This is a genomic window from Brevundimonas sp. (assembly GCF_024711105.1).
Taxonomy (GTDB): Bacteria; Pseudomonadota; Alphaproteobacteria; order Caulobacterales; family Caulobacteraceae; genus Brevundimonas.
Map to the genome: position 1 here is coordinate 1 of NZ_JANJTL010000150.1, position 25,769 is coordinate 25,769.

A 25,769-nucleotide genomic window follows, 5' to 3' on the forward strand; every position below is an offset into this window, starting at 1 on the left:
CCTTCCGGGTGGCCGACGACGAGGGCCTGCTGCTGCTCGACCTCGACGACGTGCGGGCCATCCTGGCGCATGTGTCGCAGAACGCCGACGAAATCGGCCGCACCTATGGCAATGTCGCCCCGGCCTCGGTCGCGGCCATCCAGCGGGCCATCCTGCAGCTCGAGGACCAGGGAGGACAGGCCTTCTTCGGGGAGCCGGCGCTGAAGCTCGAGGACATGATCCGCACGGGCCTGGACGGCAAGGGCCAGGTGAATGTGCTGGACGCCACCACGCTGATCTCGAGCCCCCGGCTTTATTCGACCTTCCTGCTGTGGCTGCTGTCGGAGCTGTTCGAGCAGCTGCCCGAGGTCGGCGACCCGGAGAAGCCGCGGCTGGTCTTCTTCTTCGACGAGGCGCACCTGCTGTTCCGAGACACGCCGCGCGCCCTGGTCGAGAAGGTCGAGCAGGTGGTGCGGCTGATCCGCTCCAAGGGCGTCGGCGTCTATTTCGTCACCCAGAACCCGGCCGACATCCCGGACACGGTCCTGTCCCAGCTCGGCAACCGCATCCAGCACGCGCTCCGGGCCTACACCCCGGCCGAGCAGCGCGGGCTTAAGGCCGCCTCGGACAGCTTCCGCACCAATCCGGCCTTCGACACCGCCGAGGCCATCCAGCAGCTCGGCGTCGGCGAGGCGCTCGTTTCGCTGCTGGACGAAAAAGGCGCGCCGACGGTGGTCGCCCGCACCTTGATCCGGCCGCCGGCCTCGCGGCTCGGGCCCGCCACGGACGCCGAGCGCCAGGCGGTGATGGGCGCCAGCCCTGTGCGCGGGGTCTATGACACCGCCGTCGATAGGGAGTCGGCCCAGGAAATGCTGGCGGGCCGGGCTGAAAAGGCGACTGCGGAAAAGGACAAGCCGGCGCGCGACCCGCGCATGGACCGCCTGGACGACGCCTACGAACAGCAGCCCCGCGCCCGGGCCTCTCGGCCCCGCGCCGAGCCGCGCGCGCCGGCTCCGCGCCGCTCCACCCGGCAGTCGACCGCCGAGGCCTTCACCAAATCAGTCGCGCGCTCGGTAGGCTCTTCGGTCGGACGGGCCATCTTCAGAGGCATTCTCGGCGGTCTGTCCCGCGGACGGTGAGCGGCGGGGAGTCGCAACAGACCCGCCGGTACGGAACCCGCATGGACCTTCAGGCCGGTGGGGTCGAACCTCTAGAAGGCACCCGAGAACCTTTGATGGGGCACGCACTTGGAATATCGGGACCACTCATCGCCTCCCGTCAGGTCTGACGCCACGGGCGTGGAGGCAGCGGGTCCGCGACTCGCCGCTAGGCGCCAGGAGGTCAATGCCCTTGCGGCGCCAGGGGCGCTAGGAAACGGGCGGCAGTCGATCTTTGCGGACTAGGAAACGAAGGCGCCCATCGGCGCTCCGCCAATCCTCTTCACGGACGAGCCCCGGTCGTCTCGACGCGACCTTTGACGGAGGTCAATGTGAGATTAGCTTGGGTCGGTCAGCGTGCTCGGGGGAGGAGCCGCGATGGGCTGCAAACGCGAATTGCATGAACGGATGATCGACGCGGCCCGCGACCTCGCGCGCGGCGGGGGGGTTGAGGCCGTTACAGTGAGGGCGGTAGCAGGTCGCGTGGGCGTCAGTGTTGGCACCGTGATCAACATCTGCGGAACTATAGATGAGCTCGTGTCCGCGCTCGTCGAGCGGGACTTGACCACGCGAGTCGAGATCATGCTGAGGGAACTCCGAAAGCCGCAGGGAACCGTGGCCGACCGGCTCAGGGACGCCTTGCTCGCGACCCTCGACCTGGACATGGATTATCCGCGCTACAAACTTTACTTGATGGGGGCGAACGTGAATCCGCCCGCGGGAAACGCCGGAATAGGCAAACTGTTTACTCTGGTCGAACGGATAGTCGTCGCTGCCAGAACCGACGAATTAGGCGCCTATGATGACTTGTTCCCCGCTATGCTCGGCTACTATAGCCAGCTGGTTAAAGGACTCGCGCTAGGCCAAATTGACCGCGCGGATGTAATTTCGCGGTTCAATGCGTTTGCAGTACGAATGACCTACGGATGAATGGTGCGATATCCGTCAGGACATTCTTCCTTTGCACCTTGGAGCCTCTCTTGTCGGCTTCGCGCCATTGAGTCACCGAAGGTTGGCGAAGGAGGGGTGTGGTCTGAACCCATGTCGACCTTGGCGCCGTCGAAACGGGTCTGAACCAGCTTGGAGCCGAAGAATGACACGGCGCAGCGCCCCTTGGCTGTCTCAATGGAGCGGAGATCCGATAGGTCGAAGCGGGCGTGGTCCAGCCTGCAGTCCTGGAACGAAGCGCCGCGCAGGTCGCTTCTGCTGAAGTCGGCATCGCGCAGATCAGATTCGTTAAACACAGCTCCGACCAGGACTGCGCCTGAAAAATCCATGCCCACACCGCAGATTCGCCGAAAGCTCGCGCCGGCCAAGGAACGACCAGTGAGCCCTTTGGGGAGCACCCGTAAGTCCTCATCGTCCAGCACCGCTGTGCGCCCCTTCGCGCCCCGGGAAATGACCCACTCCTCGGCCAGCGCGATCCGACGTTGAATGTCCTCTAGCCGCGAGTGCGCGGCCTCGTCAGGGTCCCGTACCGAACCCGTGAGATAGGCGGGGTCTATCGCACACCGAGAAAGATCGACGCGGGTGTGCGCCGTTGCGATATTACTACCGGTGAACATTGTTCACGCGTAAAGGCGCGATCGAGCCCAATGGAGTACATGGCCTTGAATGTCGTTGCTCAGCAACGCGGAATGGTTCCGGGAGGACTGTGGCCCCCTTCATCGCGAATAGGATGGGGGCTACCTCCACTCGTCAAGGAGTCCACGTCGGCGGGGGACTGATCCTGCATTGGTCGCGGCGGACAACATCACCGCAGAAGGGCGCCCGTAAAGCCATCCTTGGCCGTAAGTCACGCCGGCTTCGACAAGAACCGCGTGGACCTCCTCGGTCTCGACTACCTCGGCGACGCAACGAGTTCCGAAGTCCGCACACAGCCTGACGATGTGTTTGACCAGAGTCCTGTCGCGGTTCGACTTTGTGATGTCCCTGATGTAACGGCCATCGATCTTCACTCCATCGACCTCCAGCATCTGCAAATACGAGATCGATGCCGCCCCGGCGCCGAAGTCATCCAGATAAACCGAGTGACCGCGCTGACGGAAATCCTGGATACGTCTGTTGGCCTGATCTAAATCCTTCAGGGTCTCGCTCTCTGTTATCTCGATCAGCAGGCGTTGGGACAGGTCCTTCGCCCCGTCGAGAGCGCCGAGGATTGCGTCGTGGGCCCCAGCAGAGCCAAGGGTGGCGGCGGAGAGGTTTACCGCCACAAGGATGCTGGGCGGCTCCTGGCGGAGCCGCCTGATCACCGAACGCACGACGCCCAGGTCCAGATCAGGCGCCATGTCCATGGCCTCGGCTGCGCGCACCGCGGCGAAAGTGTCTTCCCCGGAGAGTCTGAGAAGCGCCTCGAAGTGGTGAATGCGGCGACTGGTGAGGTCGACGATAGGCTGGAACTCAAGTGAAAACCGTTCTTCCCTTAATCGGGCGGCGAGACGCTCTGCGACCTGCACGGTCGTCTTCATCCGCGTCTCCAGGACCGCGAAAAAGCCAGCCGTGGGAACATCGTCGGCAGCCATGTCCCTGAGAGCCAGTTGTAGCGCTCTAAGTTGATGAGAACTCGATGAGCTTTTGTCGTCGCGTCGAACCTGTCCGAGCGACCTTGCCTGGGTTCCGAAGGTCTTTAGCTCGCTGTTCAGGCGTGCTTCTAGCGTCTCTCCGCCATTATTGCGGGACCGGATCACGCCGAATGTATCCGCGCCCAGCCGAGCAGCGCCGACGCCGAAGACCGCTTCGGCTCGGATGGCGGCGCTGATCTCCGCTTGAGGCTGGGCCGCAAGGTTGTCAAAGCCAGGAATTTGAACGACTGAGATTTCCGTGTGGCCCTGATGGACCTCGCCAGAAGCCATCAACTTCTCAAAAGCTACGCGGAACTCGTCGGCGTTCAGTAGGCCGAACTCCCCGCTTCCCGAAAGGTCAGGGGGAGGAGCAAAGGCGATGACGCAGGCGACGCGCCCTCCGTTGGATGGGAGTCGACACAGGGACACCAAACAGGATTTGCCCGATGCGCTCACGACGGCGTAGGGCCCTGCCCTTTGGCCATCTCGTAGCGTTCGAAACGCCGAGCGAAGCGTGAGTGTATCTTCCCGACGAAATACTCCCAGCCACTCCTCAGGGAGCGGCTCAGGCGCCAACTGGGCGACCGCGCCAAGGGCCGTGGTAACCTCTCCGGTCGTATCAATCTCAAGAAGCACGTCGCTGGTGGCGAAGGCGAAGGCGAGCAGGGTGAGGCTGCCGGGATTCATGTGATAGTCGCGCGCCAACGCCCGCCTGCATTCGTCATGACCCACTCCTGCCCGCGATGCGCCCGGCTGTCGCCGCGCTCGGGATGTTGTGGTGAATCGACCAGGCTTGACTATCGCGTGCGGAGAAGATCTCGGATTTCCGTCAGCAGTTCCTGATCGGGAGTCAGAGTCGGTTCCGCCGGCTCGACCGGCGGTCGGCGAAGACGATTGAGGCCCTTCACCATCGCGAAAACAACTGCCGCGACGATGAGAAACTGGAAGAGAGTGTTCAGGAACGCACCGTAGGCAATGGCGACCTCCGCCTGACCGGTCAGCGCATTCGCTTCCTCCAGGACAAACTTGAGCTGAGAGAAGTCGACACCGCCGATCAATAGTCCGATCGGGGGCATGATAACGTCATCCACGAGACTGGTGACGATCTTGCCGAACGCGGCGCCGATTATGACACCGACGGCCAAGTCGACCATGTTGCCACGGGCAGCGAACTCGCGGAACTCTGAAACCACACCCATCTCTTGCCCTCCACTGCGTCACAGTCTGCTATCCGGTCACCGGGGGCGGAGCCAGCAATCAGATTGAACATCGTTCAGCGAATCTCTGGCGGGTAGCGCCTCGGGCTTTCCTCTGAAGCGGAGCTAAGCGCCCGGGCTCAATTGCGGGCGATAGTCTGGAAGGAGATCCCACATGCCCGGTATCGGGCCGGCCTGAAGACGAAAGAGCGGGGCTTCATCCGCTCCGGCTGCGGAGCTGGAAAATAACCGCAGCGTCTCCACGACGAATAGTTGGGACGGCACAGGTTCGGCGACAGCCGAAGCTCTCCTCAGGCGATGCAGGACTAGCGGGATTAGGATATCCTCATGAACAGCAGTTCCGGCCACCGCAAGTTCGATGGCGAGAAGCGCAGCCACCCGTTCACGCTGGCGCTGCGCCGCAGAGAACTCTTGAGAGAGTGCGTCGCGGGCCATGCCGCCTCATGGTTCGTGTCGAGACGCATCTTGGCTCGTCATAGCCTGCTCGCAAAACGGTGACGTTGAACGACGTTCACCGGTCCCATGGCGAACTTTGCAGTCCACATGCTTCAGAAAATGGGAGCAACCGCAGGGGCCTGTCTTCACCCAGGCCGATCAAATCCCAGGTTTCGCAAGCCAAGTGTCTTGCAAGGGACCGCTTCGGGAGAAAAAAGCGGTTCCTCGAACAGCACTCGGATGCCCACCCGTGCGCTGTTGCGTCGCTTGGTCGGCTATTGCGACCCTAGCAGGAGCTCCAACAACTCTACCCACGTCGTCCGACGTAAACGGCTTGCTCAGCCGCGGCAGTCCTCTTTCGGCCAAGCGCTCTGAGTAACCGCTGATGATCGCTGCTGGCAGGTCCGGCCAGCGCTCGGCAATGACGCCAAGGAGTTCAGACCCGCGCATTTCCGGCATCATCTCATCCGAGAGAACTAGATCAATCTCCGAACCTGTGTCGCTTGCGAGTATCTCAAGCGCGGCCCCGGCGGAGCTTGCGCTGCGAACCATATGTCCCCGATCGTCGAGGATCGCCTCGACGACCGTGCGCACCATCTCGTCGTCGTCCAAGAAAAGGACAACTAGTCTTTCGTCGAGCATGTGCCTCCGGAGGTGCGGTCACGGCCTTGGGCCTGAGCCTAGGCTCCCCTGAGCTCTGGCGAGGCATAATCCCGGAGGTTGATGAGGACAAGCTCCGTGAGCGAAGCGATTTCTCCAGCCGCCATCAGGTCTTGCCACGTCTCCTCTACCGACAGTCCCCGCTCGGCGGAGGACTGGAAGGCGGCGCGTGAGTGAACGATCACGGGAGAAATAGGAAGCTGCAGCAGCTTGAGCGCTTCGAGCGCGCGCTCGACCTTGGATGTTTCCCTGCCGCCACGCGCCGGCGGAGCCTGATTGAGCACGACAAGGCCCGGTTTACGCAGCTGAGTAATCAGGCGCGCGGTGTAGGCCGCCGCCGCAAGGTCAAGGTAGCTGGGACGCACCACCAGCAGGGTGAGGTCCGACCCGCTGATGGCGAGCGAGGCTTCATCCTGGAGCACCCCCGGCGTGTCGACCACCAAGGCGTCATACCCTTCGCGTTCCAGCTCCAGCTTCAGGGTGTAGAGCTTCGCGCCGGAAGAGACCCGATAGCTCGGCGCGCCGGCTGAACGATGCTTCAGGACCTCAGTGGCGGTGCCTTGGGGGTCGGTATCCGCTAAAAGCGTCCTTAGCCCCCGGCGGCTCAGGCCAATGGCGATGCTCGTGGCGATGGTGGTCTTTCCCGAGCCGCCCTTCCGGCTGATGACCGCGACCGTTTTAGGACCGCGCTTGCGCGCGCCTATCGCCTCATGACGCATCATGACACCAGCCACAGCCCCGGTTCTGACATCCCCTTGTTCTCGTCCCTCTCTTTTGTCCAGAGGCGGACATTTTCCAGGCGGCGCGACCAGTCAGTCGCATGACGTGTCGGCGACGTTTGTCTGCCCTCGTCAGGAAGAAGACATTGACCTGACGACACTGGGAGGGTGCCCCGGCGTGTCCCCGCACGGCCCATCGCGGGTGCTGGCTGTTCATACGAGGGCCGAACCGCTGGTTGATCTTCTTCGCCGGATCGACGAAGGCGCAGGCCGCCCGATCGCGCACGGGTACCTCAACAGAGGCGGAACATTGGCCCCATTCGGCATGCTGTTCGCTAGCCGCAGCACCTGGGCGCACCTCTTGCTTTCCGCCGCCTCACTCCTCGGCATCGAGACAGCACGTTTGCTCAGCGCGGACGAGGCTGCCGCGAGCAGGGGCGAGATCCAGCCTGACAGGCTGGCCAGTGTGAAGCGACCCACGCCAAGCGCCTAATATGATAGCACCCCAAAATCCGAGATCGCCCCCGAGGGATTTTAGGACAGTCCGGCTAAGTGGCCTGATTTGGTGTGCGAAAAAGGGTGTACTCCTTCGCCCGGACTGACCGAATACAGGGGTCCGGATGCTCCATAACCTCAAGGCCGCGATAGACGCGGCTTTGAAACTTTGGAGTTAGTACGAATGATCGACTTTGACGCCTTCAAGAAGCTGGAAGGCACTGTCTGGGCCAAGGAGCCCGAGCTCTGGCTGCAAACCGAAGCCCGCCTGGTGTGGTGGCTGGCCGAGCACCTGGCCGCCCGCTGCGAGATGCATGTTGAGCCGGAGGACATGTCCCGGGCCGACCCGGGGTCCCTCTACTTCCTCAAGCTGGCGGAGGAGTACCTCCTGGCGCTCCAGACGCCGCGGCCCCAGGCCCTGGTCTGGTTCCTGTGCCGCGTCACCGGCCAGAAGCCTCGCGGGGCCGTCTAGGACCGAGGCTCGGCGGTCTGACCGGCCGCCGAGCCGCCTGTCCATGTAGACGGCTACTCAATTCAAGAAATCTGCGTTCGACGAGAGGTTTCTTCCAGTAGACCTTCGACATCCGTTGATGCAGGCCGACGCAGAAGCCCTATTGAGGCGGTCCGCTGAACCTCAGGGACACGCACGTGACCCCCAACGTCTACCTTAATCAGAGCCAGATCGAGCGTGAGTTCGGACTGTCTCGCAACAAACTCGCCCAGCTCCGCGCCAAGGGAGTAGGCCCCCGCTGTGTCGGATCCGGCCGGCGCACCCTGTACAGCCGCCACGATCTCGAAGCGATCTTCGGTGAGGCCTCCAATACGCAGGAGGCCCGCTGATGACTATCGAGCAGCTTCCTCCCCCGCAACTGAATGACGTCCCTCCCGAACAGGCGCTTCGCGAGATCCGCGAGCACCTTGAGTTCCTCTATGCCGGCGTTGAGGGGCACATCGTCCTTAGCTGGCCTGCCGGCCGCGGCATGGGGGGCCGGTCGTTCGATTTGGGCGCGCTCGATCACGCGGCGCACTTTGTCTTGTCGCTCCGCGAGTCCGAGAACGTCTATCTGAACTCCTGCGTCGTGCGTACGCCGATGAACAAGAAGCCGCAGGACGCGGATGCGTCCGCCCTGTGCTTCCTGTCGCTGGACTTCGATGGGGCCTGGGGCAAGCACAAGAAAGCGGACGAAAAGCTACCGCAGACGCCCGAGGACCTGGACCGCCTCATTGAGGCTTCCGGTTATCCGCCTTACACGCGCGCCTTGCTGACGGGCGGCGGCCTGTTGGCGCTCTGGGTCCTCGAAGAGCCGATCGTGTTCGCCTCTCCCGAGGAACGGTTGGACGCGAAGGACTCGGCCCTTAACTTCCAGCTACGCCTCAGGCAGGCTGCGAAGGAACGGTTCGGCTGGGATCTCGACACGACATCCGACCTCTCGCGTCTGACCCGCCTACCCCACACCCTCAATCACAAGTACGATCCTCCGCGCGCCACCAGCGCGTGGGGCGAGGACGGGCCCCGGCTCAGTCTTGCCGATCTGCGCAAGTTCGGCGAACCCCTGCCGAAGGCGGTCAAGCCCAGCTCATCGGCGCCCAGGTCGAAGAAGCGGGACCACGAGCAGGAGCGGGACGACAAGCCCAGTGTGGAGTCGATCCGCGCGGGGTGCGCCTTCATCGCGCACGCCTTCGACAACGCCGAAGTCCTGGCTGAGCCCGAGTGGAAGGCAGCCCTGGACATCGTGGTCCACTGCGAGGATGGCGTAGCGCACGCGCACGCCATGTCGCGGCCCTATCCCGGCTACGACGAGAGTGAGACACAAGCCAAGATCGAACGCAGCCTTGGGTTCGGCAAAGCGCGCACGTGCGACAACATCCGCGAGGAACTGCAGTTCGAGGGATGCCAGCGCTGCCCCTTCTCGCAGACCTGCCACAGTCCGATCGCGCTGGGCTACCAGGTTGAGGGCTTGGTAGAGGTCGCGCGGCAGTACGCTTTTGTCGCAAACCGGAAAGGTTACATCGACCTGGACGGGCGTGAGACCTTCATCCCCTCAGCCCTGAGCACGCTCTATGCCCACAAACTGGACGTGTCTGCCCACAAGGCCATGAGCCAGTGGTACGGCGCGCTGAAGGTGAAAGGCACGACCTACGTCCCGGCCGGCGAGCTGGTTGAAGACGAACGGCTCAACCTTTGGAGGCCGGGCGGAGTTGATCCCCGCCCCGGATCGTGGGCGCACATCGAGACCCTGCTCGAAACGCTCCTTCCGGAGGCCAAGGATCGCGACCACCTGCTCGATCTGTTGGCGTTCCTCGTCCAGCGCCCGGGCGAAAAAGTGAACCACATGCCGGTCATTCGCGGCATCCAGGGCTCGGGCAAGTCGACTATCGAGCACATCGTTAAAGCGCTGGTGGGCGATCACAACTGCAGGGTCGCGCAGGGCAGCAGCCTCGCCGGTCGCTTCTGGGCCGACCTGACCAACACGCAGGTTCTGGTCTTCGAGGAGACCTCACACGAAGAGCGTTCAGAGGTAGCGACGCGGATCAAAGAGTTGGTGACCGCCCGCCACATCCAGGTCGAGGAGAAGGGCATCCCCTTCTATCAGGCCCGCACACCGGACTTGGTTTTCGCCATCTCGAACGAGCAGCTACCCTTCCGCCTGGAACCTGGCGATCGCCGGTTCTGGATCCCCGAGTATGGCGAGCGGAAGCAACCGGTAGAGTTTTACGCTGAGCTCTACCAGGCTCTCGACGCCGAGGTCCCCGCTCTCAAGGCCGAGCTGCTGGCGCGCAACATCGCGGACTTCAATGCCAAGGCTCCGGCGCCCATGACGGAGGCCAAAGCCAAGGTGATCGAGTTCTCGCAGCCTGAGATGGAGCAATACCTGAAACAGGCGATCCAAGAGAGGACCGAGCCGTTCGACATCGACTTGGTCTGGCCGGAAGAGCTTGTGCCCCTCCTGCGGCTCGCCGGGTTCTCATCAACTAATGTCTCCCGGGTACGCAAGGCTCTGACTAGGCTGCGCGCAGCGTCCGTGGGGCAGCTTCCTGCGAACTATACAACCGCGCCGAACCGCCGCGTCTGGGCGGTTCGCAACCTCGACCACTGGAAGGAGGCCACGGCTGCGGAGCTACGCAATCACTATTCACGTCAGTCAGTCGTTTTGGACCTCGCACAATCGAAGGGCAAGAGGGCGGCCTAGGTCTCTCTAAGCACCCTTCCTGTTTTTTTTCGGATCGAAATAGTGACTGAAGTGAATGGTCTGATCGTCGAGGAAGGGGCGGCGTTACGCCGCCCCACCTCTCCAAAGCACTTGCTCCGCCCGCAACTGGCAAGGGAGATCTACGCGGCCACGCCTGGTCTAGTCTGGGATCTCATGCTGGCTTCAGAGTTGGCGGAGGTCCTTCGTCCCAACCTGTCGCGCATGGCGATCAACGACTGGGAGTACCAGCGCGCTCCGCTCCGCCCGCCGCTAGAGCCTCGCGGCCGGTGGGCCACCGGCCCTGGCGCTCCGCGTGTCATCCGCAAGGACCGCGCGATGCTCTGGGCCATGACCGGCGGACGGTGGACCGATCCTGCGGATTGCTGGAGGCTCGCTAGGTGGGAGCTGCGCCGGCTGGGCTTTCCGGTTCCGCCGAAGGCAGACGAGGTCAACAAGCTCGTGCAGTGGCTCTTGGAGACACGGTGCTGCACTTTGAGGTTTGGCCCTGGCCGCGGCCGGTGATGATGATAGAGAATGTGCGCAGAACAGGGCCTCGGGCTTTCCTACTGGGATGTAGGAAAGGCTCCACAACGCTGAGCAGCGAGGGCGCGCCTCGACCGCGGGGTCGACGATGAAAAGAGGTGCTGATCTTGTACTCAAGAGAGGTGTGGATTGATGTCTTCAATATTTCTCCGCCATGGCAATTATTCTTGCAGCCCTGTACATGTCTGCCTGCGAATTGATATTGAAGAAGGGGTCGATGCCATTTACCGGCCAACATACCTCGGCGGCTCCGACACTATCCGCAACGCCGTGAAGTGAGTACTTCGATCTAGAGACCATCGCGTCGATAGCGCCCAAAACCCCGGGTCTCCATAGACTGCAGATCGGGTGACGCCGGCCGTCGCTGATGGCGGTCGCCACATCGAAGCCTTCAGTCAGGCTCCCTCCCAAGCGCCAGGGTAAATCGGCCGGCAAGAACGGCATGTCGCAAGGTATCGTGAGCACAGCTTGGAGATCTAGCTCAGCTGCCCAGATGATCGCCGCCCGCAGGCCGGCGAGAGGGCCGGGGATATTCGGGTGATCGTTGAGCAGCCTGGCGCCTTTGACCACTTGGTCTCCAGTTCGCACTACGATGGCGGTGGGCGCCCCCCAAAACAAGGCTCGCTCCGTCGCCCGCTCCAACAGGCTCATCCCTCCGAGCATCCTCGATGGCTTTGCACCCCCTATGCGCACACCTCGGCCACCAGCAAGGATTGCAGTGCCGAAGCGCATCATCCTGGGAATTTCGGCTGTTGGCGTCGCCGGGAAGGCTGGGCCGATGAGAAGAGCACGTCGGCGTCGGAGCGGCCGCCGATTGTCGTTTCGAGATCCCGGAGCAGCCCATCACGGATCGAGTAAACCCACCCGTGAAGCGCGAGCGGTTGCCTTCGGCGCCAGGCGTCGGTCACATAGGGGTTGCGTGCCAGCGAGCGCACCTGCGCGAGGACATTCAGTTCCGCTACCAGATTGGCGCGCATATCTGGGTCGTGGATTGCCTGCAACTCAGCGCGGTGATCCTCGCAGATCCGCTGCACTCGCTGAAGCCAGTGATCGAGAACCCCGTGGCGCGCGTTGTCCATCGCCGCGCGGATTCCTCCGCAACCGTAATGGCCACAGACGATGATATGCCGAACCTCGAGGGACTCGATCGCGAACTGGAGCACCGCCATCAGATTGAGATCGCCGATCGGGGCCAGATTGGCGACGTTGCGATGGACGAACAGCTCGCCGGGCTGCATGCCCACCACCTCGTTAGCGGGCACCCGGCTGTCGGAGCATCCGATCCACAAATACTCCGGACGCTGCCCCTCGCTCAGGCGCAGGAAGTAGTGGGGATCGTCATGCGTCTTGCCGGCCGCCCAACTCAGGTTGTTGTCCAGAAGCTTCGAAATCATTCTCTGCCCGGTGGGACGGCGGGAAGCGCGACGGCAAAGCCTCTTCGGGCCGCCATACGCCGGGCCAGATTCAGCAGGTCGGCAGGCGTCAGCCTCAGGCGCGCGATCGGCAAAACGACGGCGTTCTCGAGAGCGATGTGACGACGCTCCCGGCTGGCGAATTCCTTGAAGTGTCGCCGGTCGGCGAGATTGCCGCCGGGCGGATCTCCGCTCTCCAAGGCCCGTTCCATGAGATCGATCAGACGGGCCGCGGCCTCTATGTCCTCGCGATGGTCGGCGGACAGCGCCCCCAGCGCCTTGCCCAGTTCGTCCTCGGCCGTGCAGCGACGTCTCAGGAGCGGAAAGAGATCGTCCTCTTCGTCGATGATGTGCAGCGGCAGATCGAACCGCAGGAAGTTGAGCGCCTCCTCCACCTCGTCGCGGAGCAGGACCGTCGCGGTTCCAACCCGCTCCACGAGCGAGCACAGCTGCCGGTGCCGATAGTGCTCGGCGAACAGCCACGTCAGGGGCTCCCCCAGCAGTCCGGCGGGGAGCGCCTCGATGGTGCGCCCGGGCGGGGCGGGCGCCAGGACGCGTCTCGTTTCGCCTTCAGAAACGGTATTCAAGGGATGCCCAGACCTTGCTGCGATCCGCGAAGCCGCCGTCTCCATCAAAGACAGCGGACTTCAGTTCGAACGCCCACCGCTCATCGAGGGTCAGGCGGGCGGAGACATCGAACTCCTGTCCATAGGAGACCGTGTCCTGCGCGTCCGAGAAATCGCGCCAGGAACCCAGGATCGCGATCGCCTGTCCGATGGGCGGCTCGGCCCAGGTGTAGCCGACCGCGATCGATTCATCGGTCAGCCCCGCCGCCGGGGTCGTGAGAAAGACGTCGGCCCAGCCCTGGAAGGCATGCAGCGTCGCCAGCGGCGTCTGGAAGGCGCGGGCGCCATTTCCATCGAGCCGCTCACGGGCGAGGGCCATGGTGAACGGCCCGCGGGCCAGCCCCGCGGAAACCAGACTGTAGTCGAGGTCGAAGGACGCGTTGCTCGCGTGGTTGTCAGTCTGGCGCGCGAGCTCGGCGGTCCACGTCGCCCGCCAGGGACCGCTGATGACGCGCTCCCCGACCAGGCGAGCGCCATAGGTCGTCGACGATTGCGCGGGCGCATCTTCGAACGCGAGCTGGTAGCCGTAGAGCGTGAGCCGGCCGACCGGCGTGGGGGCCTCGACATTGAGGATGTGGCTGTCCGATCGCCACTCACCCGCAGGACTGTCGTCGCCGAAGACCCGGTGCACCCGATCAATGTAGGCGTAGGTCAGGGTAAAGGGTTCAAGAGCGGTGGTCGTCACGCGCGCCGCGTCAAAGGTCTGTTCGTTCTGGCGGAAGCCGACATTGCCTACGAACCGGGCGTTGCCCAGGACGATCCGCTGGCGCCCCAGCGTGACCTCCGTCCGAGGTAATCCAGTCCAGGTCACCTGCAGCCGGTTCAGTTCAGCGGCGTCCGGGTCCGCGACAACCGCCTGCGTTGGCGGGCCGTGGATCGTGTCGTTGAAGTCGTCGGCGAGGGCCTGAACCGCTTCCCCCTCCACAAGGAAGGTGAACCCCGAGACGGCTTGGCTGCGCCACCCCAGACGCAGTCTCGCCGTCAGCGCGTTTGCGTCTTCGAGCCCGTCCTGGCTGACGCCTTCGAACCGGACGCGACTGTCGAAGAGGATCGCCGCGGAACCACCGCCCGTGCTGGCCGCGCCGGGAGGGGTGGGGGGAGCCGAAGGTGCTTGGGCGGCCGCCATGCCGGGCGTGGCGATGGCGATGGCGGCGGCGAGTAGGAACAGGCGCATGTCAGGCCCTCCGAATGAGCGTGTAGGAGCGGACGGCCGGCTCGAGGCGGCCCTTGAGGATGGACCGCACACAGTTCAGCGCGGGATCCTCGGCGCCCTGGGCGACGGAAATCATCTGGGTCCAGCGTTCGTCGTCCGCTTTTGAAACGAAGTCGGCGAGTTCGCCGCGGACAAGATCCGCGAACGTCCTCCCTTCGGCCTGGGCGGCGGTCCGAACTCGGGCGGCGAGATCCGGGTCGGCTCCGTCGAGCCAGGCCTCGACCCTTTCAGCCAGCCCTTCCCTGTCCTGGATCAGGTCTCCGAGGGAGAGGCCCGCCTCGCCGACACGGCCGTCTTCGTAAAGCGTGAGGCCCACGCCTTGTTCGCGGGCGTCCGCCGCCAGGCTTGCGACGTACCGCGTCGCCGCGGCCATCCAGGCGCGGCTTTCCAGATGAAGGGCGATTTGATCCCGGACGTGTTCGAAAGGCAGTTCGCGTCCGTCGATCGTGCGTTCCAGCTTGATCACATGCCAGCCAAAGCGCGACCGGACCGGCTCGGCCCCGATCTCGCCGGGCTGAAGCCGGCCAAGTCCCGCCTCGACCGGGCCGGCGAGGTCTCCGGGGCTCAACTGCCCGAGGGAGCCGCCGACGGTCGCCGATGAACAGGCCGAGTGCGCCTTGGCCAAGGGGACGAACCGTCCTGGCGAGGCCAGAAGTTCTTCGATCAGGTAGGCCGCTCGCTGGCGCGCCTGCTCCCAAGCATCTTCGCTGTCGTCTTCTGGCGCACAAAGGATATGCGCGGCTTCGCTGAGCGTCGGCGTGCGGAAGGCGTCCCGCCGCGTGTCATAGACGCGTCGGCATTCGGACTCGTCCGGCCTCGTCACGGCGACTTCCGCATCGAGAACCGCCCGGATCAGGGCTTCCTCGGGCGTCTCCTCGCGACCGTCATCGCCGATCTCGGCCTCCGGCTTGAGGCCGAGGCCATGGGCGCGGTCCAGCAGAAGCGCCCGGATCGCCAGGGCATGGCCTGCGGTGCGACGCGCTTCTTCAGCCCCGCCCGCGGGGTGGTTCTGGGCTTCTTCCGCTATCAGGCGTTCGGGAATCTGGACGCCGTTGATCACCTGGGACCGAGCGACCGTCATCGACGGGCCCCCGTAATGCGGCGATCGATGGGGAGCGATCGCTTGCTGCGAACCAGCTGCCACCCCCGCCGGTTGAGGTACCAGATCGGAGCCGAGAGCATGTGGACCAGACGGGTGAACGGGAAGACCAGCAGGATCGTCAGACCCAGCGTCAGGTGCGCCTTGAAGATCCAGTGGACCTCGGCGACGTAGGTCGAGGCGGCGGGATTGAAGGTGAAGATGCCCTGCGCCCAGTTCATGAACTTGATCATTTCCTCGCCGTCCCGGTGCCCGAGCGACAGGGGAATGGTGGCCAGCCCCAGGCAGAGCTGAAGCAGGAGGATCGCCAGGATGGCGGTGTCCCCGAAGCTCGAGGTGGCGCGGATGCGGGCGTCGAACAGACGCCTATGCAGGAGCAGCAGGCCGCCGGTCAGGCAGAAGATCCCGGCCACCCCGCCGGCCACGATGGCCAGCATCTGCTTGAAGCCATGACTGACCCCCAGCGTGTCCCAGACGACCACAGGCGTCAGCAGACCGACCAGATGGCCGCCGAAGATGGCCAGGATGCCGAGGTGGAACAGGATCGAGCCCGTCACCAACTGACGGCGGCGCAGCAGCTGCGACGAGCCAGTCCGCCAGGTGTATTGCTCCCGGTCAAACCGCAGGATCGAGCCGATGACGAGTACGGCCAGGGCGATATACGGATAGACGCCGAAGGCCAGGAAGTTGATGTTCATCGTTCGGCTCCTCTATGCGGCCTGGCCGCCGGCCCGGCCCGGACGCGGCTCTCCGTTCATCGCGCGCAGCATGGCTTCGGCTTTCGGGCAGCCGTCATCCTCGGAGGGGCCGAAGGTGACCGCGGTTTCCTCCCAGGCCCTGTCGAGCGCGGACAGATCATCCGGATCGTCCTCGGGCTCCTGGATGAGCGTCTGAACGGCCTGGGAATCAGGGGTCGCGTCGGACAGGGCGACCAGCGCGCCAAAGACGGCCCGATAGGGGCTGGAGCGCTTGTGCAGTCTCTCGGCCAACGCCTCGAGCACATGGGACGCCTCTCCAAGCAGCGAAGCGGCGTGCTCATCCGGGAGCACCGAGAGAAAATCCAGGAAGACGGGAAGATGGTCGGGAAGCTCGCGAGCCGACAGTTCCAGGCCGTGTTGCGCATAGAGTTCGACCAGTGCGGCCATCGCCTGACCTCTGTCGCGGCTTTCCCCGTGGACGTGCTCATAGAGGTTCAGACACAGGGTGCGGGTCCGGTCGAAGAGCTGCACATAGTCTTCCTGCAGCAGGTAGGTGTCGGTGTTCGCCAGCCGCTCTGTAAGGCTGACGAGCGCGCGTGACACCGGGCCGGGAAGCCGGGGCTCCGAGTTCACCGCATCGAGGATCGACGGCATCAGGGCGCGCTGACGCTCATCGGGATAGGCCAGCATCAGGCCCAGGGCGCGGTAGATCAGGGCCATATCAGGAGACCTTTGCGACGGGTTTGGCGCGCGAGCGCTCGTTCTTTCCAAAAAGCCCAAGCTCGGTCCGGCCGCCCGAGCAGCCGTTGCCGAAGGTGAAGCCGCAGCTGGAGCGCAGGTCGTAGGCGTCTTCAGCCGCTTCCCGGTGGGTGGTCGGGATGACGAAGCGATCCTCGAAATTCGCGATCGCCATAATCTGATACATCTCGTCGATCTGAGCTGCCGTGAGGCCGACCTTCTCGGCGATCTTGTGATCGATGCGGCCCTCGACGGACCGGGCGCGCATGTAGGCGCGCATGGCCATCATCCGCTCGAGCGCCTCGACGACGGGCTCCTCGACGCCTGCGGTCAGCAGGTTGGCGAGGTACTTGACCGGGATGCGAAGTGAGCGGACGTCGGGCATCTCGCCGTCCATTTCCAGCGCGCCGGCGGCGGCCGCGTTCTGGATCGGCGACAGCGGCGGCACGTACCAGACCATCGGCAGGGTTCGGTATTCCGGATGAAGCGGGAAGGCGACCTTCCACTCCATCGCCATCTTCCATATCGGACTGCGGCGCGCGCCCTCGATCCACGCCTCCGGAACGCCGTCGGCCCGCGCCTGGGCGATCACCGCCGGGTCGTTGGGGTCGAGGAAGACGTCCAGCTGGGCCTGATAGAGATCCGCCTCATCGGGCGTGGAGGCGGCGGCCTCGATCCGGTCCGCGTCATACAGGAGCACGCCGAGATAGCGGATGCGCCCGACGCAGGTCTCGGAGCACACCGTCGGCATCCCGGCCTCGACGCGCGGATAGCAGAAGGTGCACTTCTCGGACTTCCCGCTTTCCCAGTTGTAGTAGATTTTCTTGTAGGGACAGGCCGAGACGCACATGCGCCAGCCCCGGCACTTGTCCTGATCGATGAGGACGATGCCGTCCTCCTCGCGCTTGTAGATCGCGCCCGAAGGACAGGCCGCGACGCAGGTCGGGTTCAGGCAGTGCTCGCACAGCCTGGGCAGGTACATCATGAAGGTGTTTTCGAAGGCCCCGTAGATCTCCTTCTGGACGCCCTCGAAATTATAGTCCTGCGACCGCCTGGAGAACTCGCCCCCGAGGATTTCCTCCCAGTTCGGCCCCCATTCGATTTTCTCCAGGCGCTGGCCGGTGATCGCCGAGCGCGGCCGGGCCGTCGGGAAATGCTTCATCTCTGGCGCGGTCTGGAGGTGCGCGTAGTCGAAGTCGAACGGCTCATAGTAGTCGTCGATCTCGGGCAGATCGGGGTTGGCGAAAATCTTCGCCAGGATCCGCCACTTGGCGCCGATCCGCGGCTCGATGGAGCCGTTCTTCTTGCGGCGCCAGCCGCCATTCCAGCGCTTCTGGTTCTCCCAGTCCTTGGGATAGCCGACGCCGGGCTTGGTCTCGACGTTGTTGAACCAGGCGTATTCGACGCCCTCGCGATTGGTCCAGACGTGCTTGCAGGTGACCGAGCAGGTGTGACACCCGATGCACTTGTCGAGGTTCAGCACCATGCCGATCTGGGCGCGGACCTTCATTGGGCTGCCTCCGAGCTTTCGAGGGGTTGGTCCAGCCAGTCGATCTCGCGCATCTTGCGCACGACCACGAACTCGTCGCGGTTCGAGCCGACTGTTCCGTAATAGTTGAAGCCGTAGGCGAGCTGCACGTAGCCGCCGATCATGTGGGTCGGCTTGAGGACGATGCGGGTCACCGAGTTGTGGATGCCGCCGCGCTGGCCGGTGATCTCGGATCCCGGCGTGTTCACGATCTTCTCCTGGGCGTGATACATGAAGGTGGTTCCCTCACGGATCCGCTGAGACACCACCGCCCGCGCCGCGATCGCACCGTTCAGGTTGAAGAGCTCGACCCAGTCGTTATCGACGATGCCGGCCCGCTGGGCGTCCGTTTCCGAGATCCAGATGACGGGGCCGCCGCGATTCAGCGTCAGCATCATCAGGTTGTCGGAATAGGTGGAGTGGATCCCCCATTTCTGGTGCGGCGTGATGAAGTTGAGCTCGATCTCCGTCTCGCCGTTGGGCTTGCGGCCCCTGATGCTGAGGGTCTTCAGGTCGAGCGGCGGGCGGTAAACGCACAGGGCCTCACCAAAGGCGCGCATCCAGGGATGATCCTGATACAGCTCCTGCCGGCCAGACAGGGTCCGCCAGGGTATGCGCTCGTGGACGTTGGTGTAGTTGGCCGCATAGCAGACGTGTTCGGATTCCAGGCCCGACCAGATCGGCGACGAGATGATCTTGCGCGGCTGGGCCACGATGTCGGCGAACCGGATCTTCTCCTCTTCCTTGGGCTCCGCCAGATGGCCGTGGTCGCGGCCGGTGTGTTTGGACAGGGCGGCCCACGATCTGACCGAGACCTCGCCGTTGGTTTCCGGCGCCAGCATCAGCACCGCCTCGGCCGCCTGGACGGCGGTCTCCATCCGCGGCAGGCCCTCCGAGACGCCCTCGTCGAGCACCTTGCCGTTGAGGGCGCCGAGAAGCTTGACCTCGTGCTCGGTGTTCCAGCTCAGGCCCTTGCCGCCATTGCCGACCTTGGTCATGAGCGGACCGAGCGAGGTGAACTTCTTGTAGAGGTTCGGATAGTCGCGCTCGACCACGGTGATCTGCGGCATCGTCCGGTTGGGGATGGGATCGCATTCTCCCTTCCACCAGTCCTTGACGTCATAGGCCTGCGCGAGTTCGGCCGGACTGTCGTGCTGGATTGGCGTCAGCACGACATCCTTCTCCACGCCCAGGACTTCCGGACAGACGTCGGAAAAGGTCTTGGCGAGGCCTCTGAAGATGTCCCAGTCGCTACGCGACTCCCAGGCCGGGTCCACCGCAGCGGTCAGCGGGTGGATGAAGGGGTGCATGTCTGACGTATTGAGGTCGTTCTTCTCGTACCAGGTGGCCGTCGGCAGCACGATGTCGGAGTAGACGGCCGTCGTGGACATCCGGAAGTCGAGGGTGACAAGCAGGTCGAGCTTGCCTTCCGGCGCAACCTCGCGCCAGGCGACCTCCTGGGGCTGGACGCCTCCGGTCTCGCCGAGATCCTTGCCCTGGACCCCGTGCGAAGCGCCCAGTAGATGCTTCAGGAAATACTCGTGCCCCTTGCCTGAGGACCCCAGAAGGTTGGAGCGCCACACAAACATGTTGCGGGGCCAGTTGGCCGGATCGTCCGGATCCATGCAGGACATCTGTAGCGACCGGTCCTTCAGCCGCTGGACCGTGTAGTCCCGCGGATCGACGCCAGCCGCCTCGGCGGCGCGGGCCACTTCCAGCGGATTAGTCCTGAGCGCGGGGGCCGAAGGCAGCCAGCCCATGCGTTCGGCTCGAGCGTTGAAGTCGATCATCGAGCCTCCCCAGTCGCCGCTCGGCGCCGTGGGCGATAAGATCTCGGAGATGGCCACGGTTTCGTAGCGCCACTGGTCGGTGTGCGCGTAAAAGAAGGATGTCGAGTTCTGCTGGCGCGGGGGGCGGTTCCAGTCGAGCCCGAAGGCCACCGGGGCCCACCCGGATTGCGGTCGGAGCTTCTCCTGGCCCACGTAGTGCGCCCACCCGCCTCCGGACTGGCCCACGCAACCGCACATCACCAGCATGTTGATGACAGCGCGGTAGTTCATGTCCATGTGGAACCAATGGTTCATGGCCGCGCCGATGATCACCATCGAACGCCCATTGGTCTTTTCGGCATTGCCGGCGAAGCCGCGGGCCACCGCGATGATCTGGTCGCGCGGCACCGAGGTGATCGCCTCGGCCCAAGCCGGCGAATAGGGCTCGGGATCATCGAAATCGACGGGCATGTGGTCCCCGCCGAAACCTTGGTCGACCCCGTAGTTGGCCAGGAACAGGTCGTAGGCGGTGGTCACCCACGCCTCGCCGTCCTTCAGCTTCATCCGCTTGACCGGGACGTTCCGCACCAGGACGTTCGGGTGATCCGTCGAGGCGAAGCCATTGGCCGCCGTGTTGGCGAAATACGGGAAGCGGACGCCCTTTACGTCGTCGTGGGCGCCCTTGAGGCCGAGGCGTAGCGTGACGTCCTCACCCGACGCCTTCTCCTCCAGATTCCACTTCCCGTCCTCGCCCCAGCGGAAACCGGCCGAGCCGTTTGGCGCCACGACCTTGTCCGACCGCTCGTCGAGGGCGACGGTCTTCCAGTCGGGATTGTTCTTCTCGCCGAGGGCGCGGGGGAAGTCGGCCGCGCGCAGCATCCGCTCCGGCACGAGAGCTCCGTCCTGCGGGACCAGCCGCACCAGCATTGGCAGATCCGAGTACTGGCGCAGATAGTCCCGGAAGTAGGGGACCTCGCGATCGACGTGGAACTCCTTCAGGATGACGTGTCCGAAGGCCATGCCGAGAGCCGCATCGGTGCCTTGTTTGACCGCCAGCCAAATGTCCGAGAACTTCGACGCTTCCGAATAGTCCGGGCAGATCACGGCCGACTTGGCGCCCCGATAGCGCGCCTCGGTATAGAAATGGGCGTCAGGGGTCCGTGTCTGGGGGACGTTGGATCCCCAGAGCAGCAGGAAGCCCGAGTTGTACCAGTCCGCAGACTCCGAGACGTCCGTCTGCTCGCCCCATGTCTGAGGAGAGGCAGGAGGCAGGTCGCAGTACCAGTCGTAGAAGGACCCGCAGACGCCACCCATGAGCTGCAGGTAACGTGCGCCAGCTGCGTAGGAGAGCATGGACATGGCGGGGATGGGCGAAAAGCCGAAGACGCGATCCGGGCCCCATTTCTTGACCGTGTAAGCGTTAGCCGCGGCGATGAGCTCATTGACCTCATCCCAAGTCGCGCGCACGAAGCCGCCCCGGCCGCGCATCTGTACATAGTCGGCTCGTGCAGCCGAATCCTCTTGGATGGAGGCCCAGGCGGCAACGGGATTCATGGTGGCACGGGCTGCGCGCCAGTGCTTCAGGAGCCGCGACCGGATGAGCGGATATTTCACCCGGTTGGCCGAATACAGGTACCAGCTGTAGCTCGCGCCCCGGGCGCAGCCGCGCGGTTCGTGGTTAGGCAGCTCAGGCCGCGTGCGGGGGTAATCGGTCTGCTGGGTTTCCCAAGTGACGATCCCGCCCTTGACGTAGATCTTCCACGAGCAGGAGCCCGTGCAGTTCACTCCATGTGTCGAGCGCACGATCTTGTCGTGCTGCCAGCGCGACCGATAGGCCTCCTCCCAGGTTCGGTCGTCATCGTTCATGACGCCGTGCCGACCCGAGAACAGTTCGGTCTTGCGTGTGAAGAATGCGAGACGGTCGAGAGTATGGCTCATGGTCAGGCCGCCCGGGTAGGAGTGGAGTTCAGAAGCGAGTGTTTGCGGGCGTAAAAGGCCCAGTTCACTGCAGCGCAGGTCAGGTAGAAGCCGAGGAAGACGTACAGCGCGATAGCCGGGTCGCCGGTCGCCGCCATTGAGCTCGCGAACGCCAGCGGAATGAAGAAGCCGCCGTAGGCGCCGATGGCGGACGAGAATCCGACGATTGCGGCCGACTCCAGTTCGGCAGCCTTGAGCCGCTCCTCCGACGTTGCGTCCGGCATCAGCCGGGGGATGTCGGCGCGCACAAGGGCCGGGATCATCTGAAAGGTCGAAGCGTTCCCGACGCCCGTCCAGAAAAACAGCCAGATGAAGCTCGCAAAGAAGAGAGGGAAGTTAGGGGAGGAGCCGAATGCCCCGATGCTGTGAAGGACGAAGGCCACGCCGACCATCAGGGCGATGAAGACACCCTGGGTGATGTTATGGCCGCCCCAGCGATCCGACGCCCAGCCCGTCAAGGCGCGTGATGCGGCGCCCACTAGCGGTCCCAGAAATGCGATCTGGAGGATATTTACCTCGGGAAAAAGCGTCCGGCCGAGCAACGGAAAGGCGGCTGAAAACCCAATGAATGAGCCGAAGGTGCCGATATAGAGAAAGCACATCAGCCAGTTGTGTTTGCGCTTGAAGACCACGGCCTGCTCGCGAAAGGACGCGCGGGCCGAGGCAATGTCGTTCATGCCGAACCACGCCATGCCGGCCGCGACGACAATCAAGGGCGCCCAGAAGAAGCCGGCGTTCTGCAGCCAAACCTGCTCCTGGCCCGCTTCTGTTGCGATCGTTTGAGGCGCCCCTACGATTGGCGCAAAGACAGCGATGCCAGTAACAACCGGGGCGAGGAACTGCAGGGCGCTGACCCCGAGATTTCCGAAGCCGGCATTGATGGCTAGCGCGTTTCCCTTCTCCGCTTTGGGAAAGAAGAAGCCGATATTCGCCATTGATGAAGCGAAGGCGCCGCCGCCTAGACCACACGCAAGGGCCAGCACCACGAAGACGCTATAGGGGGTCTGCGGGTTTTGGACCGCTAGACCAACACCGATGGAGGGCGCCAGCAGGGAGAGGGTGGACAATGCGGTCCAGCGCCGCCCTCCGAAAATGGGCACCATGAAGCTGTAGAAGATCCGGAGGGTCGCGCCGGACAATGCTGGCAGGGCCGTCAACCAGAACAGCTGCGCGGTGGAAAACTCAAAGCCCACCGAGTTGAGCCGGGTGGCGAGCGTCGACCACAGCATCCAGACTGAGAATGCCAGCAAGAGGTTCGGAACCGAGATCGCCAGATTACGATTGGCCACAGCTCGGCCGCCTGAATTCCAGAAAGCTCGGTCTTCGGGACGCCAGTCATGGAGGATTTTGGACATCAGAGGGTCCTAGCTTTGCGGGTGAGGCCGACGGTCGCCTACGGGCTCCAGTCCAGCGAGTTCAGGGAATTGAGGGAGCTGGGCCAGACCGGGCTGACGAGAGAGTTCCATCCGGCGCACGGCCAGGTGCATCCAGATCAAGGCGATGCCGACCAGCAGGAAGAGCAGCATGAAGCAGCTGGTCCACACGCCGGTCAGGTCATTGAGCATCCCGAAAACGATCGGGAGCACGAAACCGCCCAAGCCTCCGATCATTCCGACCAGACCGCCGACTGAGCCCACGTGCGACGGGTAGTAGACAGGGATGTGTTTGTAGACCGCGGCCTTGCCGAGGCTCATGGCGAAACCGAGCAGGAAGACGAGTATCGTGAAACCCACGACGCCGATCTCGAGCCGAAACTCGATCGGACCACGCACGCCTTCGACCACATATGACGTCGCCGGATAGGACAGCAGGAACGTGCAGATGAGGCTGAGGACGAAGGTCAGGTACATGACCCTTCGAGCGCCGATCCTGTCCGACAGCCACCCGCCAAACACTCGGAAAAGAGAGCCGGGTATCGAGTAGGCGGCTGCCATCATCCCTGCAGCTGCAATGCCCAGACCGTAAACACCGGTCAGATAGCGGGGCAGCCAGAGGGCGAGGGCGACAAAGGCGCCGAAGACGAAGAAGTAGTAGAGCGCGAAGCGCCAAACGCGAATGTCTCGCAGGGGCGCGAGCTGCATCCAGGCCGCTTCGGCTTTCTGGCCGGTCCTTCTACGTTCGATGACGGCCGGGTCGTCACGGGTGAGGAAAAACACAACAAGTGCGATCACGCCCAGCGCGACGGCCCAGCCTTGAGCCACAGCTTCCCAGCCATAGGCGATCATCACGAAGGGAGCCGCGAATTTGGTGACGGCCGAGCCGACATTGCCCGCCCCGAAGATGCCCAGAGCCGTGCCCTGGCGCTCACGCGGAAAGAATTTTGATACGTATGAGACGCCGACCGCGAATGCGCCCCCCGCGATCCCTACGCCCAAGGCCGCCGCAAGGAACTGGGGGTAGGTCTCGGCGTACGAAAGGAGGAAGGTCGCGCCTGACGCGAGCAGCATCACGATCAGATTGACGCGACGACCGCCCAGTTGGTCCGCCCACACGCCGAGAACGACCCTTATCAGCGATCCCGTCAGGATGGGCGTGCCGACCAGCAGCCCGAACTGGGTCTCCGACAGATCCAGCTCGCTCTTTATTTGGACGCCGATGATCGAAAAAATGGTCCAGACCGCAAAGCACGCCGTGAAGCCAAAAGTGCTGAACCAAAGTGCCGAGGTTGCCCCTGGCGCAGCCGGTTGTCTGAGTTCCCCGTTAGCCATCGTCTTTGCTCGTCGTCGCCCTCTGGAGGCCACGGCCCAGACGTAGTTGGAGAGCGGTCAGACCCCCTTGATTGATATCAATTGCGAACGTATCTCAGTTTGTTGAAAGCGATTTAATATCAATGCTTTAAAGTCATCAAGCGGGCGGTTGCGGGTTAGCGGTGACTGATTTGATCAAAATCAAGGCCGCTGGTCGTCCGACGTGGTCACTGAGCTTGGCTTGACATCAGTCAAGCTAAGTCAAGCCGACCTCAGGAATCCGACCCATGACAATGCGTGCATCCGACCTAGACCGGGTGAAGGCCCTGCCGCTTTTCCGCAACACGACCCCCGAGACGTTTCGGGATGTCACGGGAGGTGCCTTTCTCCAGAGGTTCCCAAGCGGAACCACGCTGCTCCTGGAAGGAGATACCGTAGACTTCCTGTATGTCCTGCTCGACGGCACGGTGGAGTTGCAGGGTTCCTGGAAACAGAAGGAAACGACTTTGGCCGTGTTGCGGCCCGTTTCGACCTTCATACTCGCCGCCGTCGTGCTTGACGCTGACGCATTGATGTCAGCGCATACGCTAGAGCGATCTGAAATCCTGATGCTGTCCGGCGAAGCCCTGCGCCGCACTATGAAACAGGATCCCGACTTCTGTTTCGCCGTCGCTCAGGAACTATCGGGCTGCTACCGAGGGCTCGTGCGCGGCGTGAAGAACCAGAAGCTGCGCGGCGGCATCGAACGGCTCGCCAACTACCTGATCACCCAGCGCGTGCGTCAGGGACAGCCGGAAACCATCCAGCTGCCGCACGAGAAGCGGGTTCTGGCGTCGCTCTTGGGCATGACGCCCGAAAATCTCTCGCGCGCCTTCTCGAGCCTCTCGACCTACGGCGTGGTTGTGAAAGGACCGCTGGTCACCATCGGGCGTCCAGAGGCCCTGGAGAGATTGGCTCGTCCAACGCCCCTCATCGACAATCACATGCCGGCGGCTGATACGCTGGTCGGCAAGGCGGAAGCGGAACGCTGGACAGCCCCCGAGCGCACCTACGCCTACGCCTAGG

The 25,769-nt window shown here is 63.7% G+C and carries 23 protein-coding genes; 7 read left to right on the forward strand and 16 right to left on the reverse strand.

Going from position 1 to position 25,769, the window contains the following annotated elements; genetic code table 11:
• On the forward strand, positions 1 to 1,118 hold a 1,118-nt coding region (locus Q0M60_RS11605; protein WP_296819546.1), incomplete at its 5' end, for a helicase HerA-like domain-containing protein.
• A gap of 426 nt (positions 1,119 to 1,544) precedes the next feature.
• Positions 1,545 to 2,066: a TetR/AcrR family transcriptional regulator gene (locus tag Q0M60_RS11610; RefSeq protein WP_296819548.1), complete on the forward strand. Its 522-nt coding sequence runs from the start codon at positions 1,545 to 1,547 to the stop codon at positions 2,064 to 2,066.
• Here the strand turns inward: Q0M60_RS11610 and Q0M60_RS11615 are convergent.
• The 3 genes from Q0M60_RS11615 to mscL all read right to left on the reverse strand — a co-directional run bounded on the left by Q0M60_RS11615 (position 2,057) and on the right by mscL (position 4,896).
• Positions 2,057 to 2,701 carry a pentapeptide repeat-containing protein gene (locus Q0M60_RS11615; protein ID WP_296819551.1) on the reverse strand — a complete coding sequence of 215 codons (645 nt, stop codon included), beginning with the start codon at positions 2,699 to 2,701 and terminating at the stop codon, positions 2,057 to 2,059. The two genes, Q0M60_RS11610 and Q0M60_RS11615, sit on opposite strands and share 10 nt — an antisense overlap.
• A 120-nt stretch (positions 2,702 to 2,821) precedes the next feature.
• Positions 2,822 to 4,402 (reverse strand): EAL domain-containing protein, encoded by a 1,581-nt coding sequence (locus tag Q0M60_RS11620; RefSeq protein ID WP_296819553.1) that lies wholly within the window; start codon positions 4,400 to 4,402, stop codon positions 2,822 to 2,824.
• Positions 4,403 to 4,494: 92 nt separating this feature from the next.
• Positions 4,495 to 4,896 (reverse strand): large-conductance mechanosensitive channel protein MscL, encoded by a 402-nt coding sequence (mscL, locus tag Q0M60_RS11625; RefSeq protein WP_296819555.1) that lies wholly within the window; start codon positions 4,894 to 4,896, stop codon positions 4,495 to 4,497.
• A 345-nt stretch (positions 4,897 to 5,241) separates the two neighbouring features.
• Here mscL and Q0M60_RS11630 point away from each other — a divergent pair, with 345 nt between their 5' ends.
• Positions 5,242 to 5,412 (forward strand): hypothetical protein, encoded by a 171-nt coding sequence (locus tag Q0M60_RS11630; protein WP_296819557.1) that lies wholly within the window; start codon positions 5,242 to 5,244, stop codon positions 5,410 to 5,412.
• A gap of 96 nt (positions 5,413 to 5,508) precedes the next feature.
• On the opposite strand, the gene Q0M60_RS11635 is transcribed toward Q0M60_RS11630, so the two are convergent.
• Both Q0M60_RS11635 and Q0M60_RS11640 read right to left on the reverse strand, forming a co-directional pair.
• The gene (locus tag Q0M60_RS11635; protein ID WP_296819559.1) at positions 5,509 to 5,991 is read right to left on the reverse strand and encodes a response regulator; all 483 of its coding nucleotides are present in this window, start codon (positions 5,989 to 5,991) and stop codon (positions 5,509 to 5,511) included.
• A gap of 38 nt (positions 5,992 to 6,029) precedes the next feature.
• Positions 6,030 to 6,731, reverse strand: a complete 702-nt coding sequence (locus tag Q0M60_RS11640) for an AAA family ATPase (protein ID WP_296819561.1) — start codon at positions 6,729 to 6,731, stop codon at positions 6,030 to 6,032.
• 676 nt (positions 6,732 to 7,407) lie between these two features.
• Here Q0M60_RS11640 and Q0M60_RS11645 point away from each other — a divergent pair.
• From Q0M60_RS11645 to Q0M60_RS11655, 3 genes are all read left to right on the forward strand, one after another.
• Positions 7,408 to 7,695: a hypothetical protein gene (locus Q0M60_RS11645; RefSeq protein WP_296819562.1), complete on the forward strand. Its 288-nt coding sequence runs from the start codon at positions 7,408 to 7,410 to the stop codon at positions 7,693 to 7,695.
• A gap of 176 nt (positions 7,696 to 7,871) precedes the next feature.
• A complete protein-coding gene (locus Q0M60_RS11650) occupies positions 7,872 to 8,063 on the forward strand; it encodes a hypothetical protein (RefSeq protein WP_296819564.1) in 192 nt (63 codons plus the stop codon).
• Entirely contained in the window at positions 8,063 to 10,414 is a 2,352-nt protein-coding gene (locus Q0M60_RS11655) for a DUF5906 domain-containing protein (RefSeq protein ID WP_296819566.1), read from the forward strand. The genes Q0M60_RS11650 and Q0M60_RS11655 overlap by 1 nt, the downstream gene beginning before the upstream one ends.
• 681 nt (positions 10,415 to 11,095) lie before the next feature.
• Here the strand turns inward: Q0M60_RS11655 and Q0M60_RS11660 are convergent.
• Genes Q0M60_RS11660 through Q0M60_RS11710 form a run of 11 tightly spaced genes read right to left on the reverse strand, consistent with a single transcriptional unit; the run spans position 11,096 to position 24,725 of the window.
• Positions 11,096 to 11,692 carry a molybdenum cofactor guanylyltransferase gene (locus tag Q0M60_RS11660; RefSeq protein ID WP_366855884.1) on the reverse strand — a complete coding sequence of 199 codons (597 nt, stop codon included), beginning with the start codon at positions 11,690 to 11,692 and terminating at the stop codon, positions 11,096 to 11,098.
• Positions 11,689 to 12,351 carry a carbonic anhydrase gene (locus Q0M60_RS11665; RefSeq protein WP_296819568.1) on the reverse strand — a complete coding sequence of 221 codons (663 nt, stop codon included), beginning with the start codon at positions 12,349 to 12,351 and terminating at the stop codon, positions 11,689 to 11,691. The genes Q0M60_RS11660 and Q0M60_RS11665 overlap by 4 nt, the downstream gene beginning before the upstream one ends.
• Entirely contained in the window at positions 12,348 to 13,001 is a 654-nt protein-coding gene (locus Q0M60_RS11670; protein ID WP_296819571.1) for a hemerythrin domain-containing protein, read from the reverse strand. Before Q0M60_RS11670 ends, Q0M60_RS11665 begins: the two co-directional genes overlap by 4 nt.
• Positions 12,940 to 14,121 carry a hypothetical protein gene (locus Q0M60_RS11675; RefSeq protein ID WP_296819573.1) on the reverse strand — a complete coding sequence of 394 codons (1,182 nt, stop codon included), beginning with the start codon at positions 14,119 to 14,121 and terminating at the stop codon, positions 12,940 to 12,942. The genes Q0M60_RS11670 and Q0M60_RS11675 overlap by 62 nt, the downstream gene beginning before the upstream one ends.
• Before the next feature lie 49 nt (positions 14,122 to 14,170).
• Complete coding sequence (locus tag Q0M60_RS11680) at positions 14,171 to 15,289, reverse strand: peptidylprolyl isomerase (RefSeq protein ID WP_296819575.1); 1,119 nt, start codon at positions 15,287 to 15,289, stop codon at positions 14,171 to 14,173.
• Positions 15,286 to 16,005 carry a respiratory nitrate reductase subunit gamma gene (narI, locus tag Q0M60_RS11685; RefSeq protein WP_296819578.1) on the reverse strand — a complete coding sequence of 240 codons (720 nt, stop codon included), beginning with the start codon at positions 16,003 to 16,005 and terminating at the stop codon, positions 15,286 to 15,288. Before narI ends, Q0M60_RS11680 begins: the two co-directional genes overlap by 4 nt.
• Positions 16,006 to 16,017: 12 nt before the next feature.
• Positions 16,018 to 16,725, reverse strand: coding sequence for a nitrate reductase molybdenum cofactor assembly chaperone (gene narJ / locus Q0M60_RS11690; protein ID WP_296819581.1), 708 nt, complete (start codon positions 16,723 to 16,725; stop codon positions 16,018 to 16,020).
• Between the two features lies 1 nt (position 16,726).
• Positions 16,727 to 18,253, reverse strand: coding sequence for a nitrate reductase subunit beta (gene narH, locus Q0M60_RS11695; RefSeq protein ID WP_296819584.1), 1,527 nt, complete (start codon positions 18,251 to 18,253; stop codon positions 16,727 to 16,729).
• Positions 18,250 to 21,978 carry a nitrate reductase subunit alpha gene (locus Q0M60_RS11700; protein WP_296819587.1) on the reverse strand — a complete coding sequence of 1,243 codons (3,729 nt, stop codon included), beginning with the start codon at positions 21,976 to 21,978 and terminating at the stop codon, positions 18,250 to 18,252. Before Q0M60_RS11700 ends, narH begins: the two co-directional genes overlap by 4 nt.
• Before the next feature lie 2 nt (positions 21,979 to 21,980).
• Entirely contained in the window at positions 21,981 to 23,372 is a 1,392-nt protein-coding gene (locus Q0M60_RS11705) for an MFS transporter (RefSeq protein ID WP_296819589.1), read from the reverse strand.
• A 9-nt stretch (positions 23,373 to 23,381) separates the two neighbouring features.
• Positions 23,382 to 24,725, reverse strand: a complete 1,344-nt coding sequence (locus tag Q0M60_RS11710) for a nitrate/nitrite transporter (protein ID WP_296819592.1) — start codon at positions 24,723 to 24,725, stop codon at positions 23,382 to 23,384.
• Between the two features lie 272 nt (positions 24,726 to 24,997).
• On the opposite strand from Q0M60_RS11710, the gene Q0M60_RS11715 reads away from it, so the two are divergent.
• Entirely contained in the window at positions 24,998 to 25,768 is a 771-nt protein-coding gene (locus Q0M60_RS11715) for a cyclic nucleotide-binding domain-containing protein (protein WP_296819719.1), read from the forward strand.
• The last annotated feature ends 1 nt before the right edge of the window (position 25,769 follow it).